This window comes from Glycomyces tenuis DSM 44171, assembly GCF_000427885.1.
GTDB classification, from domain to species: Bacteria; Actinomycetota; Actinomycetes; order Mycobacteriales; family Micromonosporaceae; genus Glycomyces; species Glycomyces tenuis.
The window spans coordinates 149,849-163,305 of sequence record NZ_ATYW01000008.1 but is presented as its reverse complement, the minus strand read 5'-3'; the positions used below and the strand labels follow the sequence as shown (position 1 = coordinate 163,305).

The 13,457-nt window shown below is 68.6% G+C and carries 14 protein-coding genes and 1 pseudogene; 8 read left to right on the top strand and 7 right to left on the bottom strand.

Annotated features, from left to right (window positions below; genetic code table 11):
• The 7 genes and pseudogenes from YWW_RS38235 to YWW_RS0111080 all read right to left on the bottom strand — a co-directional run.
• Positions 1 to 249: pseudogene (locus YWW_RS38235) on the bottom strand (thioredoxin family protein); the annotation flags it as partial.
• 67 nt (positions 250 to 316) lie between these two features.
• Entirely contained in the window at positions 317 to 1,255 is a 939-nt protein-coding gene (trxB, locus tag YWW_RS0111110; protein ID WP_026930183.1) for a thioredoxin-disulfide reductase, read from the bottom strand.
• Entirely contained in the window at positions 1,252 to 1,671 is a 420-nt protein-coding gene (locus tag YWW_RS0111105; RefSeq protein WP_026930182.1) for an arsenate reductase ArsC, read from the bottom strand. Before YWW_RS0111105 ends, trxB begins: the two co-directional genes overlap by 4 nt.
• Positions 1,672 to 1,747: 76 nt before the next feature.
• Positions 1,748 to 2,851, bottom strand: coding sequence for an ACR3 family arsenite efflux transporter (arsB, locus tag YWW_RS29700; RefSeq protein ID WP_035704350.1), 1,104 nt, complete (start codon positions 2,849 to 2,851; stop codon positions 1,748 to 1,750).
• Positions 2,848 to 3,219, bottom strand: coding sequence for an ArsR/SmtB family transcription factor (locus tag YWW_RS0111090; protein WP_026930181.1), 372 nt, complete (start codon positions 3,217 to 3,219; stop codon positions 2,848 to 2,850). The genes arsB and YWW_RS0111090 overlap by 4 nt, the downstream gene beginning before the upstream one ends.
• Before the next feature lie 172 nt (positions 3,220 to 3,391).
• Positions 3,392 to 4,048, bottom strand: a complete 657-nt coding sequence (locus YWW_RS0111085) for an arsenate reductase ArsC (protein ID WP_026930180.1) — start codon at positions 4,046 to 4,048, stop codon at positions 3,392 to 3,394.
• Positions 4,049 to 4,190: 142 nt separating this feature from the next.
• Positions 4,191 to 4,520: an ArsR/SmtB family transcription factor gene (locus tag YWW_RS0111080; RefSeq protein ID WP_026930179.1), complete on the bottom strand. Its 330-nt coding sequence runs from the start codon at positions 4,518 to 4,520 to the stop codon at positions 4,191 to 4,193.
• Between the two features lie 77 nt (positions 4,521 to 4,597).
• Between YWW_RS0111080 and YWW_RS0111075 the strand changes: the two genes are divergently transcribed.
• The 8 genes from YWW_RS0111075 (at position 4,598) to YWW_RS35030 (ending at position 13,454) form a co-directional block, all read left to right on the top strand.
• The gene (locus YWW_RS0111075) at positions 4,598 to 5,674 is read left to right on the top strand and encodes a flavin-containing monooxygenase (protein WP_035704347.1); all 1,077 of its coding nucleotides are present in this window, start codon (positions 4,598 to 4,600) and stop codon (positions 5,672 to 5,674) included.
• A 7-nt stretch (positions 5,675 to 5,681) separates the two neighbouring features.
• Positions 5,682 to 6,941 (top strand): MFS transporter, encoded by a 1,260-nt coding sequence (locus YWW_RS29695; protein ID WP_035696663.1) that lies wholly within the window; start codon positions 5,682 to 5,684, stop codon positions 6,939 to 6,941.
• A gap of 213 nt (positions 6,942 to 7,154) precedes the next feature.
• Entirely contained in the window at positions 7,155 to 7,850 is a 696-nt protein-coding gene (locus tag YWW_RS36885) for a thioredoxin family protein (RefSeq protein WP_081687398.1), read from the top strand.
• On the top strand, positions 7,847 to 8,284 hold the full coding sequence (locus tag YWW_RS0111060) for a MerR family transcriptional regulator (protein ID WP_026930177.1): 438 nt from the start codon (positions 7,847 to 7,849) through the stop codon (positions 8,282 to 8,284). The genes YWW_RS36885 and YWW_RS0111060 overlap by 4 nt, the downstream gene beginning before the upstream one ends.
• Positions 8,285 to 8,297: 13 nt before the next feature.
• A complete protein-coding gene (locus YWW_RS0111055; protein ID WP_026930176.1) occupies positions 8,298 to 8,630 on the top strand; it encodes a YnfA family protein in 333 nt (110 codons plus the stop codon).
• A 53-nt stretch (positions 8,631 to 8,683) separates the two neighbouring features.
• Positions 8,684 to 9,511 (top strand): SDR family NAD(P)-dependent oxidoreductase, encoded by an 828-nt coding sequence (locus YWW_RS0111050; RefSeq protein ID WP_026930175.1) that lies wholly within the window; start codon positions 8,684 to 8,686, stop codon positions 9,509 to 9,511.
• A 314-nt stretch (positions 9,512 to 9,825) separates the two neighbouring features.
• The gene (locus YWW_RS0111045) at positions 9,826 to 11,004 is read left to right on the top strand and encodes a tyrosine-type recombinase/integrase (RefSeq protein WP_081687367.1); all 1,179 of its coding nucleotides are present in this window, start codon (positions 9,826 to 9,828) and stop codon (positions 11,002 to 11,004) included.
• Positions 11,001 to 13,454, top strand: coding sequence for a tyrosine-type recombinase/integrase (locus YWW_RS35030; RefSeq protein ID WP_155830119.1), 2,454 nt, complete (start codon positions 11,001 to 11,003; stop codon positions 13,452 to 13,454). Before YWW_RS0111045 ends, YWW_RS35030 begins: the two co-directional genes overlap by 4 nt.
• Positions 13,455 to 13,457: the final 3 nt, after the last annotated feature.

Genomic DNA, 13,457 nt, shown 5'->3' with positions numbered 1-13,457 from the left:
ACTCCGCACTCCTGGGCCTGATTTCGGCAGGAAGCTTGGCTGGAACTGCCGGGTGATCTCCGGGTTCGCGTCGATGTCGAGCTTGCGGATCTCGACGGCGTCGGACTCGGAGGCGAGCTCTTCGAGCACCGGGGCGACCTTCTTGCACGGACCGCACCATTCGGCCCAGAAGTCGACCAGGACCGGCTTGCTGGATTCGAGCACCTCGGTCTGGAAGTCGGCGTCGTTGACTGCTTTGATGGCGCCCATGGGCATCCTCCTGTTGATCGGGTTGTGGGGCGGGTGGGCTCTGGACGGGTGATCGCCGATGGCGCGTCTAGTCGTCGAGGCTGGAGAGGTACCGTTCGGCGTCGAGCGCGGCCGTGCAACCGGTGCCGGCGGCGGTGACCGCCTGCTGGTAGGTGTGGTCCACCAGGTCGCCCGCGGCGAACACGCCTTCGAGGTTGGTCCGGGTGGAGGGCGCGTCGACCTTGACGTAGCCGGAGGAGTCCAGGGTGACCTGGCCCTTGAACAGCTCCGAGCGCGGGTCGTGGCCGATCGCGATGAACAGGCCGGTGACGGGCAGCTCTCGCTTCTCGCCGGTGTGCGCGTCGGACACTTCGACGCCGGCGACCTTGCCGCCTTCGCCGATGATCCGGTCGACGACGGTGTTCCACTCGACGGCGATCTTCGGGTTGGTCAGGGCCCGTTCGGACATGATCTTGGAGGCGCGGAAGGCGTCCCTGCGGTGCAGGATCGTCACCTTGGAGGCGAACTTGGTCAGGAACGTGGCCTCTTCCATCGCGGAGTCGCCGCCGCCGACGACGGCGATGTGCTGCTCGCGGAAGAAGAATCCGTCGCAGGTGGCGCACGCGGAGACGCCGCGGCCCATCAGCTCGTTCTCGCCGGGGACGTTCAGGGGCCGGAATGCCGAACCGGTGGCGAGGATGACCGCGCGGGCGCGGTATTCGGCGTCGCCGACCCACACCTTCTTGATCTCGCCGTCCAGTTCGACCTTGGTGACGTCGTCGGAGACGAGTTCGGCGCCGAAGCGCTCGGCCTGCTTGCGCCAGGAGTCCATGAGGTCGGGGCCCATGATGCCGTCGGGGAAGCCGGGGTAGTTCTCGACGTCGGTGGTCTGCATGAGCGCGCCGCCGAACTGGGAGCCCTCGAAGACCAGTGGGCGCATGTCGGCGCGGGCGGTGTACAGCGCGGCCGTGTATCCGGCCGGCCCCGAGCCGATGATGATGACGTTGCGGACGTCTTCGGTGCTCATGCCTTGGCCTCGTCTTCGGGGAGGAGTTCGGCGAGCAGGGCTTCGACGCGGGTTTTGATGTCGTCGCGGATGGCGCGGACGGCTTCGAGGCCCTGTCCGGCCGGGTCGTCGAGCTTCCAGTCGAGGTAGCGCTTCCCGGGGAAGACGGGGCAGGCGTCGCCGCAGCCCATGGTGACGCACACGTCCGAGGCCTCGACGGCGTCGTAGCTGAGGATCTTCGGCGTCGCGCTCGCGATGTCGATGCCGACCTCCTTCATGGCCTCGACGGCGGCGGGGTTGACCTGGTCGGCCGGGGCCGATCCGGCGGAGCGGACCTCGACGCGGCCTGCGGCGAAGTGGGCGAGCCAGGCGGCGGCCATCTGGGAGCGTCCGGCGTTGTGGACGCACACGAACAGGACGGACGGTTTTGCGGACATGATGGTCAATTCCTTTGCTCTCGAGTAGCTGTCATGGGTGCCAGGCGGGCGGCTGGTCTGTGGTGGCCGCGCGTGCTCATGGCCGGGTCTCGGGCACCGTTGCGGGTGCGCGGAAGAAGCGGCGCGCCCACAGGCTGACGTAGACGAGTCCGACCAGGACTGGGACCTCGATGAGCGGTCCGACCACGCCGGCGAGGGCCTGGCCGGAGGCGGCGCCGAAGGTGGCGATCGCGACGGCGATCGCGAGTTCGAAGTTGTTGCCCGCGGCGGTGAACGCGAGCGTGGTGGTGCGCTCGTATTGCAGGCCGATGGCTTTGCCGAGGGCGAAGGACCCGGCCCACATGAGGGCGAAGTAGACCAGGAGCGGGACGGCGATGCGGATGACGTCGAAGGGCTGGGCGATGATCGCCTCGCCTTGGAGGGAGAAGAGCACGACGATGGTGAACAGCAGGCCGTAGAGCGCGAACGGTCCGATCTTAGGCAGGAACCGCTCCTCGTACCACTGGCGGCCTTTGCGTCGTTCGCCGAGGGTGCGGGTGAGGTATCCGGCGGCGAGCGGGATGCCGAGGAAGACCGCGACGTTGAGGGCGATCTCCCAGCCCGAGACCTCCAGGCCGGTCGAGTCCAGGCCGAGCCAGCGCGGCAGGGCGTCGAGGTAAAACCAGCCGAGCGCGCCGAAGGCGATCACCTGGAAGACCGAGTTGAGGGCGACCAGGACCGCGGCGGCCTCCCTGTCGCCGCAGGCCAGGTCGTTCCAGATGATGACCATGGCGATGCAGCGGGCGAGGCCGACGATGATCAGTCCCGTGCGGAAGGCGGGCAGGTCCGGAAGGAAGATCCAGGCCAGGGCGAACATGAGCGCCGGGCCGACGAGCCAGTTGAGGACGAGCGAGGAGACCAGGAGGCGCTTGTCGGCGGTCACCGAATCGAGCCGGTCGTAGCGGACCTTGGCCAGGACCGGGTACATCATGAGCAGCAGCCCGGCCGCGATCGGCAGGGAGACGCCGCCGATCTCGACAGCGTTGAGGAGGTCGGCAACACCGGGCACCCATTGGCCGAGTCCGATGCCGGCGAGCATGGCCGCGCCGATCCACACCGGCAGGTACTTGTCGAGGGTGGAGAGCTTGCCCCGGGCCGCGGCCTCGGCGGCCACGGTCGTCGCAGTGGTGTCGGTGCTCATACGCCGGCCTCCTGGGGGACCGAGAGCACGGTCGAGAGCAGATCCAAGGCCGCAGGGCAGGCCTGGTAGTACACCCAGGTGCCGCGGCGTTCGGCGGTGACCAGGCCGATCTCTTTGAGGACCTTGAGATGGTGGGAGATGGTGGGTGCGGTCAGGTCGAACGCGTCGGTCAGGTCGCAGACGCAGACCTCGCCGCCCTCGTGGGAGGCGATGAGGGAGAGCAGCCGCAGGCGCACGGGATCGCCGAGGGCTTTGTAGGAGGGGGCGAGCCGCTCGGCCTGGGAGGCCGTGAGTGGCTCGGCGACCAGCGGGACGCGACAGTCGTCCAGCTCGGCCGGACGCGCGAGATCAACAGGTTGCTTCGACATGCGTCTAGTTTGACTGATATCTAATCAGCTTGCAAGAAGACAGCGAGTTGCCTCGCTCACCAATAGCCCGAACGGCGCCGGTCACGGGCATCACGGCGCAAACGACCACCACGGTAGCCCCTTGTCATGGCTCGAACCGGTGGTGCCCTGCCCTCTGGTGGAGCAGTCGTGCTCAGGCGTCGGTGGTGACGAGTTCGGCGAGGAGGTCGCTCACCCGCCGGTCGAGGTCGTCGCGGATGGCACGGACCGTCTCGATCGACTGCCCTGCCGGGTCGTCGAGTTCCCAGTTGAGGTATCGCTTGCCGAGGTAGACCGGGCAGGCGTCGCCGCAGCCCATGGTGACGACCACGTCGGAGGCCCGGACCGCTTCGTCGGTGAGCGGCTTAGGGAACTCCTTGGTGACATCGAGCCCGATCTCCTCGAGCGCGGCGGCCACGGCGGGGTTGATCTGGTCGGTTGGGGCCGACCCAGCGGAGCGGACGACGATGCGGCCCTCGGCTCGGTGGGCGAGCAGCGCGGCGGCCATCTGGCTGCGCCCGGCGTTGTGGACGCACACGAACAGCACCTCGGGCCTGATCCTCGCCCGCAAGCCGTCCGCGGTGGTGATCGCGTCGAGCCGTTCGGTGGCGAACCGCTCGGCCAGGACATACAGGTGGTCGCGGACTTTCGCGGTGGCGGCCAGGACGAGGTAGGAATCGTCGAGGCATTCGCGGACGGTCTCGGGCGAGAAGTGCTCGGCGAAGCGGCCGGCGAGGCGTTCGGCGGCGTGGCCGAGGATGGTGTCGACCTCGGCGGGGAGGACGGGAGCATTAGGCTCGGTCAACGGGATCACCTTCTGTGGCATCGGATTCGGGGTGGCGGATGTAGCTGGTCGAGCCGAGCTGTTTCGATCCGTGTCTAGTTTGATAATTATCGAATCAGACTGCCAGCGCGAATGCGTGAACTGTGGCTGAATTGCCGATGAACGCCGTTCAGCCACACGACCGGTCGTAGTCGACCGGTGGGCAGCAGGCGAGGAGGTAGTCGCGCAGGCCGTCGAGCCCCTTGAGGATGCCGTCGGGGTTGGCCCGGTAGTAGACGGTCTTCCACTCGCGCCGGGAGATCAGGATGCCCGCCTCGCGCAACGTCGCCAGATGGGCCGAGGCCGCCGACGGGGCGAGCGAGAGCCGCTTGGCGACCTCGCCGACGGTCAGTTCGGTGTCGCCGTTGAACAGGAACATGACCTCTTGCCGAGTGGTACTGGCCAGCGCTTTGAGGAAGTCCTGGACGTCGGCGTCGAGCGGCCCGGTTCCGGTGGTCATGAACCCAGTATGCCCGGTGGTCCAGGTCACCGCCTTTTCATCTCGTCATTTCTTGATGTGACGATATGATGGCTGGCATGACCGCACAGAGCAAACCCCTCGTGATCATCGGCGCCGGCCAGTCCGGCCTGGCCGCCGCTCGCGCCGCCCGCACCGCCGGCCTCAGCCCTCTCGTGCTCGAGGCCGGGCCCCGCGCGGCAGGCTCCTGGCCGCACTACTACGACAGCCTGCGCGTCTTCTCCCCGGCTCGCTTCAGCGCCATCCCCGGCTACCGGCCCCTGTCCGCCGACCCCGACGACTACCCCGGCCGCGACGAGATCGCCGCCTACCTCGAAGGGTTCGCCGCCAGCCTCGGCCTCGATATCCGCACCGACACCAAAGTCGCGGACGTGTCCACCGTCGACGGCGGCTACCTGGTGCGCACCGCGACCGGCGAGACGATCGAAACCGCAGGTGTGGTCGCCGCCACCGGCTCGTTCGGCAACCCACACCTGCCCCGACTGCCTGGCCATGACACCTTCAAAGGCGAGGTGCTGCACGTGGCCGACTACCGCCGCCCCGACCCGTACGCGGGTCGGCGCGTGGTCGTCGTCGGCGGCGGGAACTCGGCCGTTCAGGTCGGTTACGAACTGGCCCAGATCGCCTCGGTCACCCTCGCCACCCGGGCCCCGATCAACCTGGTCGACCAGCGGCGGGACGGGCGCGACCTCCACCACCTGCTCACCGCCGGGTACGACCACCTGCCGGTGGAGTGGTTCGCCCCGTTCGTGTCCGGGGGCCTGACATTGGACATCGGCGGCTACCGCAAGGCATTCGAAACAGGACTGCTGGACCGGCGTCCGATGTTCACCGCCTTCGACGAAGACGGCCTGGTCTGGACCGACGGCACCCGCGAGCGCGTGGACGTCGTCCTGTTCGCCACCGGCTACCGCCCGAACCTGGGTTACCTGGCCGGGCTCGGGGTCCTTGACGAGGCGGGCATGCCCCGGCACATCGGCGGCGTCTCCACCACCCACCCCGGTCTGGCCTACGTCGGGCTGGAGTTCCAGCGGTCCTTCGCCTCGAACACGCTGCGCGGCGCCGCCCGCGACGCCGAACACGTCATGGGTCCCCTGGCCGCGTTCGCCGCCGGACTGCACACCAGTTTCCGCTGAACCGTCGATGACCCAGACTGTCGCCGAAACCCCGGAGCGTCGCACCAAGTCACCCCGGCGCGCGCTGATCACCCTGTGCCTCACCCAGATCACCAGCTGGGGTGTGCTGTTCTACGCCTTCCCCGTCCTCGCCGGCACTATCGGCGCCGACACCGGCTGGTCGACCGCGGCGATCACCGGCGCGTTCTCAGTGGGGCTGGCGGTCTCGGCCGCCGCGGGCGTGCCGGTCGGACGACTGCTCGACCGGCACGGCCCCCGCCCGGTCATGACCGTCGGATCGGTCCTGGCCGTCGCCGCCGTCGCCGCGATCGCGTGGGCGCCGAACCCGGTGTGGTTCCTGGCCGCCTGGGCGCTCGCCGGGGTGGCGCAGGCGTGTGTGTTCTACAAGCCCGCCTTCGCCGCTCTCACCGTCTGGTATGGCGAGCGGCGGGTGCGGGCCCTCACGGCCCTGACGCTCGTGGCGGGCCTGTCGAGCACCATCTTCGCGCCGCTCACCGCCAGCCTGTCCGAACACCTGACCTGGCGCGAGACGTACCTCGTCCTCGGTCTCATCCTGGCCGCGATCACCATCCCCGCCCACACCATCGGCCTCAACCGGCCATGGCCCGGCCGCGCCACCACCATCGAGTCCCGATCATCCGAGACGGCCGGGCCGGCGCCAGGCGCACCCCCGATGAAGACCGTGCTGCGATCGGTCCCGTTCATCGTCCTCGCCACGGTGATGGCGCTGGCGACCTTCGCGCTGTTCGCCGCCACCTTCTTCCTCGTGCCACTGCTCACCGGCCGCGGCATGGACACCACCACCGCCGCATGGGCACTCGGCCTGAGCGGCGCCGGACAGCTGCTCGGCCGCATCGGCTACAGCACCTTCGCCAAGCACACCAGCACCACCACACGGACCGCAGTCATCCTCGCTCTCGGCGCCCTCACCATCGCCGCCACTACCGTCATCAGCGGCCCGGCCGTGGTCGTCTTCGCCGCCGTGATCGCTCTCGGTGCGGCTCGTGGCGCCTTCACACTCCTGGAGGCCACCGCCGTCGCCGACCGCTGGGGCACCCGCGACTTCGGCCTCCTCTACGGCATCTGCAGCGCCCCGGCCACCATCGCCCTTGCCACCGCACCCGCCGCCGGAGCAGCCCTCGCCGAACGAATCGGTGGCTATACCCCTACCTTCACCGTATTCATCGGCCTCACGCTCATCGCCGCCCTCCTCAGCCCGCTCACACGGGCCCGACCACGAGAAACCAGCCCCTCTCAGCATCGGTAACGGCTCCGGCCTCAGCGCGGCGACCAGTATCAGTCCCCCCGGTACCAGGTTCGGCGTTTGCAAAGCACCGGCGGGTGTGGTGGCAGCCGCTGAAGAACGCGCAGGCACCCACTCACTGCTCTGTGGCGTGGGCCGTATTCGAGTTGCATCCGGTACCTGGGTACGGGTTTACGGTTAATGACAGCCCAGTTCACCGCTCCGAAGGAGGCCATCATGGCCACACCGCCGACCACCGTCATTGCAGAGATCACCGCCGACCGGTTCGCATCCGACGTCTTGGAGGCCGCGGGCCCGGTCCTGGTCGAGTTCTACGCGCCCTGGTGCGGCAACTGCCGCCGCCTGGCCCCGGTCCTGGACCGTCTCGCCGCCGAGGCCGCCGGTCGTATCCGCATCGTCAAGATCGACGCCGAACAGGCCCCCGAGTTGACGGCCCGCTATGCGGTGACCGGGACGCCGACGCTGATCCGCTTCGAAGGCGGCGAGACGGTCGCCTCCCTGGTCGGCGCGCAAAGCGAGCAGGCCGTCCGCGACCTGATCAGCCCGCCGCAAACCTCCACCGGCACCGAGTCGCGAACGCTCCTGGCGTGGGTGCCGGCCGATGCGTGCGCCCTGCCCGCCGAGGGCCAAGCCGCCCGCCTGGCCGCCTTCGAAGACCTGTTCACCGCCGCCGTCCAGTCGGTCGAACGCCTCGAACCCACGCGGCTGCGCCTGGCCTTGACCCCGGATTCGGGCGTGGCGGCCCAAGCCGCCGACCTGGCCGCGCGCGAAGCCGACTGCTGCGGCTTCTTCACCTTCAACCTCACCGCCGCCGCAGGGAGCCTCGACCTCGACATCACCGTTCCCGCCGTGCGCGCCGGCGTCCTGGACGGCATCGCCACCCAGGCCGAGGCCGCCCGGACGACGTCATGAGCGCGGGGCTGCGGCCCGGCCAGGTCGCCCGAGCGGCCGGGGTCGGACGCGAGACCTTGCGGTACTACGAGCGGCGCGGCCTCATCGCCCCGACCGACCGCACCATCGGCGGGCACCGGCTCTATCCGACCGAGACCGTCACCCGTCTGCGCGTCATCAAGGCCGCGCAGCGGCTCGGGTTCACCCTGGAGGAGATCGCCGACCTCACCGACCCGCGCAGGCACCGGCGCGGCCCCGACGGCGGCCTCCAGGCCAGTGCCCGCGCCAAGTTGGCCCAGGTCCAAGCGCGCATCGCCGAACTCGAGCAGGTCGCCGCCCTGTTGCAAGGGGCGTTGTCGGCCGGATGCGACGACCTGGATGCCTGCGCGCACACGCCCCAGTGCCCGCTGCCCTTCCCCGAGGTCGCGCACCCGGCCGGGCGTGGCCAGGACTGATAGGTTCTCGCCCATGGACACCGCCCGATCGATCGCCCTGTTCCTGCTCGCCGCCCTCGCCGAGATCGGCGGGGCCTGGCTGATCTGGCAGGGCCTGCGCGAGCACAAGGGCATCCTGTGGATCGCCGCAGGCGTCGTCGCCCTGGGCGCGTACGGGTTCGTCGCCGCCTTCCAACCCGACCCGAACTTCGGGCGCATCCTGGCCGCCTACGGCGGCATCTTCGTCGCCGGGTCCCTGGCCTGGGGCATGGTCGTCGACGGCTTCCGCCCCGACCGGTGGGACCTCATCGGCGCCGCCATCTGCCTGGTCGGCGTCACCGTCATCATGTACGCCCCGCGCAGCTGAACCCACCGCACCTCCCGATCCCCGGCAAGCCCCCAGTGGCAGCATGGAGGTCGATGACACCGACCAGTACCACCCCCGTCGCGTTGGTCACCGGCGCCTCCTCGGGCATAGGCGACGTGGCCGCCAAGCGGCTTGCCGCCCACGGCTTCCGAACCTTCGGCACCAGCCGCCGCGAACGCCCCGACACCGACGGCGTCGACATGCTCCGGCTCGACGTGCGCTCGGCCGATTCGGTGCGGCAGTGCGTCGACCGCGTCCTGTCAGAAGCCGGACGCATCGACGTCCTGGTCAACAACGCCGGCACCATGCACCAGGGCCTGGCCGAGGAGGCCTCCCTCGACGAGGCCCGGGCCGCATTCGAGACCAACTTCTTCGGCGTCGTCCGCCTCACCGACGCCGTCTTGCCGCTCATGCGCCAGCGCCGATCAGGCCGGGTCGTCAATATCGGTTCCCTCGCGGCCTGGATCGGCGAGCCCGGCGAGGGCTTCTACGCCGCCTCGAAAGCCGCGCTGGCCCGCTACACCGAGGCACTCGGCTACGAGACCAGGTCGCTGGGCATTCGAGTGTCGCTGATCGAGCCTGGCGCGTTCGTCACTCCCGTTGTGGAGGCCGCCGCGGCTACCGAGGGCAGGATCGCCGCGTATGACGGCATCCGAGAGGCCGCCGAAGACACATTGCAGCGCAACCTGGAGCGAGGCGGCGACCCGGGCCGGGTCGCCGATCTGGTGCTCAAGGCGGTCCGCGCCAAGCGGCCGCGGCCGCGCTACGGCATCGGCCAGGGCGGCCGGTCGATCCCGATGCTCAAAGTCCTACTGCCGCAACGCTGGTTCTTCGCCCTGCTCTTGCGGGCCTACCGCCTGCCGACCCGGAACGGAAACTGAGCATCCGCGTTGCTGCGGGCCGGGGACCCGTGGCCTTCTCATCGCAGGAAAACCGGTGCTGCCGATACGAACCAGGTGCTCGGCCCATCGGCGTCCATGCGCGACACCTGTCGGACACACTGCCGTCTCGCTATGGCCAGAATGAACTGCGAGACCATTATGTCTATTAGGGGTCATAAAACCGACAAAACCGTCGATTTATAGGGGCCATTGCATGTCGTGCACTGTCGTAGCCAGATCCCCTGAGTCCGAAGTGCGACAGTTTCTATCGGTGTGTCGCTCACGTCGCCCATGACGGTCCTTCCGTAGGGTCAATGTTCTTCCAGCGGAGGGACAATGGCGTGGCGGTGGAGTTCCGGTCGTTCCGGGTGACCCTTCCCTCTGGTGATCGGTACTGGACCGTGATTGACCAGTCGTATCGACCGGTGGTCGAGGTTGATGATTTCCTGCTGGCCTGCCGGCTCGGACGGGATCGTGCGGAGGGGACCACGCAGGCGTACGCGACGGCGATCGGCTTGTTCTTGCAGTGGTGCAAGGACTCTGGGACCGATTGGACCGAATCGGCTCCGCATTTGAGTCGGTTCGTGTTCTGGTTGCAGCACTATGACCCTCAACGAAGACGCTCGCCGGGCGATGAGACGCCAATCCGCGGTCCCCGCCGGGTGAACGCGATCTTGGCGGCGGTTCGGGAGTTCATCAGGCACGCGGTCTCGGTTGGCGCCGTGCCGAACACGATCCTAAACGCCCTGTATGACGTCGTGAGGGACTGGGATCTGCCGACTGAAGTTCGCGGTGAGCGGGATGTCGCCTATCGCGAACGACCCCGCCATCGGCTCTCCGTGCCCGATGAACCCGTCGACGACGCCACCGGTGAGGAGATCCTGGCGCTGCTGCGCGCCTGCCGCAACTCGCGCGACCGGTTCATCGTCATCGCGCTGGGGCGGATGGGGCCGCGGCGAGGCGAGCTCACCGGTGCCCGCAGAGAGGACGTGCATTTCGTCCCGGACGGGATGATGCTCGGCTGCGGGGTGAAGGGACCGCACCTGCACGTTGTCCGCAGGATGAACCCGAACGGAGCCGTCGCGAAGTCGCGCCGGCCCAGGGCGATTCCGGCGGACTGGCTGGTGGTCCAGGCCTATGACCAGTACTGCATGGCCCGCGACGCCTGCCCTGAGGCGGCCGGCTGCGATTTCCTGCTGGTTAATCTCTACCAGCGGCCGCTGGGGCGTCCGATGCGGCCGCAGGCGCTCAATGAGCTGCTGGAGCGGCTATCGCGCCGGGCCGGTCTTGGCCGGGTCGTCCATCCGCATCAGCTACGGCACAGTTTTGCCAATGCCGTTTCCGAGTCGGGCGCCACGCTCGACGAGATCAAGGACCTGCTCGGGCATGCTGCGATCACCTCGTCCGAGGTCTACCTGCATCCCGCGCCTGACCGGTTGCGCGAGGCGGTCGACCGGGTGGACCTGCCGCGACTGCCCCGGGGAGACCGGTGAGCGCGCGCCGCGCGACCGTGACACCGCTGCACCGGAGTCGCGAAGTCGATGATGAACTGGAGTCGTTGCGAAGCCTCATCCGTCCCGAGTTCCTTGTCGAAGCCGGTTGGAATCCGCAACACGAGTTCTTGGCGCCGGCACGCGATCATCCTCATTTGGGTGTCCGCGAATGCGTCGTCTTCGATTGCAGGGCAAAGACCCGCAGCCGCGAGACCGAGTTCTGCTCGACCTGCGAGCAGCGGTACTTCGCCTCGGGACAGCCACCACTTGAGCAGTTCTCCGCGACGCCGGCGAGTAAACGCGACGTCGGGGAGCAGATCTGCGTCGCACTCGGTTGCGAGCGGCCGAAAGCCGGTCGGGAGGGGCTTTGCATCGCCCATGTCGCTCGCCGCAACAAGCAGCGAGAACTGCCCTTGTCGGTTTGGCTCGCGACCAGTCCTGACGCGGCGCCCTTCGCGAGCTTCGGCGAATGCGTGGTCCCTCCCTGCATTCGCACCGCCGCCAGCCGGACGGGGTTGTGCATCGCGCATCGCGCCCGGTGGATGAAGCACCGCCGACATTCCCCGGGCGCGGTCGAGTCCGAATGGGTGGCGACGGAGTCGTCGGCCATCACCGACTACGTCGTGGTGCTGAAAGGTCTGCCTGGACGGCTTCAGACCGAACTGCTGCTGGGCCTGCAGGCTCGGACGGATGCGGGGATGCGCACCCGGCTAACCATCGTTCGCTCCGTCATCGCCCTGGCGCGTGAGCGCGGCGCCGCGACCGTGCTCGACCTCCTCGATGCGCCTCTCCGGCGTGGGGGCCGTGATGTCGGCACGATGATCAAGATCCTGTGCCGCGATCTGCGGCGCTTGACTTCGAGCCCGGAGACCGAACAGGTCAAGGACGTCTGGGATCTGGCCGTGTTCGGGATGGGCGGGTCGTTGGATTTCACCGCGATCAGCCAGAGCTGGCTGCGCGAGGCCGCCAAGCACTGGGCCGCCGAAGACCTTCCCCGCCATCGCGGCCGCAATCCTGCCTCCAACACGCGCAGCCTGGTGAAGGCCTTGGGCAGGTTCTCTGAGGTGCTGCGGCTCTCCCGTGAAGACGAGGGGGCGATCGCTTCGGCCGTGGGGCGAGGGGACATTGTCGTGTTCCTGAACCGCCTGGCGTATCAGGAGCACACCGGCGAGCTCACCACGAACGTCAGGGTTCACACCACGCGCAAGCTGCGGGTGTTCCTTGACGACATCCGTGCCCTTGGCCTGACCCGGCCGGGGAACGCACTGGACGGCCTGCCGGCCGACTTCGCCATGCGGCACACCGACATCCCCGACGACTCCCAGATCGAGCGACGGGGCCGGAACATCCCCGACTCGGTCTTTCGCACCCTCACCGAGCACCTGCACTTGCTGGAAGAGCGTGCGGGGGTGAGCGTGCGCCACGCGATCGAACTGCTCATGGACACCGGCCGTCGCCCTGATGAGGTCGGCCGGCTCCCCTGGGACTGCCTGGATCGCGACGCCGAGGGCAGGCCGGTGCTGGTCTACACCGACTTCAAGCGCAACCGGCCGGGGCGCCGCCTGCCGATCAGCGAGGACACCGCAGCGCTCATCGGCAAACAGAAAGACCTGGTGCGAGAACAGTTCCCCGATACGCCTCTCGGGGACTTGGCGCTCTTTCCGCGCCCGAAACTCAACCAGCAGGGCACGAGACCGATGCGCCAGGACGTGCTCAGCGGTGCCCACCGCGCCTGGGTCGATACGATCGCCGACAAACTCCTCGACGAGGACGGGCAGCCGTTCGACGCCGCCCAGATCGTCCCCTACGGCTATCGCCACAGCTACGCACAGCGCCACGCCGACAACGGCGTAGCACCTGACGTCTTGCGGGACCTGATGGGGCACAAGACGATGCAGACCACCCTAACCTACTACCGAGTCACCGAGAAGCGCGTGCGCGGCGCCGTCGACAAGGTGGCCCGCCATCAGTTCGACGGACACGGCAAGCGCCTCCTGCAGGGTGCTGCGGGCCTGCTGGCAGACGAGCACGCACGACTGCGCGTCGGCCAGGTCGCCGTCCCGTTCGGGATCTGCACCGAACCGTCGAACGTCAAGGCCAGCGGCCAGGCCTGCCCCTACAAGTTCACCTGCCTCGGCTGCGGCCACTTCCGCTCCGACGCCTCCTACCTGCCCGAACTCAAGTCGTACCTGCAGCAGCTCCTAGCCGACCGGGAACGGCTGCGCGCGGCCGGCGATATCGACGACTGGGCCCGCGACCAGCTCATGCCCCGAGACGCCGAAATCGACCAGCTGCGGCACCTGATCCGCCGTGTCGAAGAGGACCTGGAGAACCTGACCGAGACCGAGCGCGAGGCGATCGCCGACGCGATCAGCGTCATTCGCAAGACCCGCCAGACGGTCAGCCTCGGCATGCCGTCAATCAAACCTGCTGCCGGACAAAGAAAGTGAGGG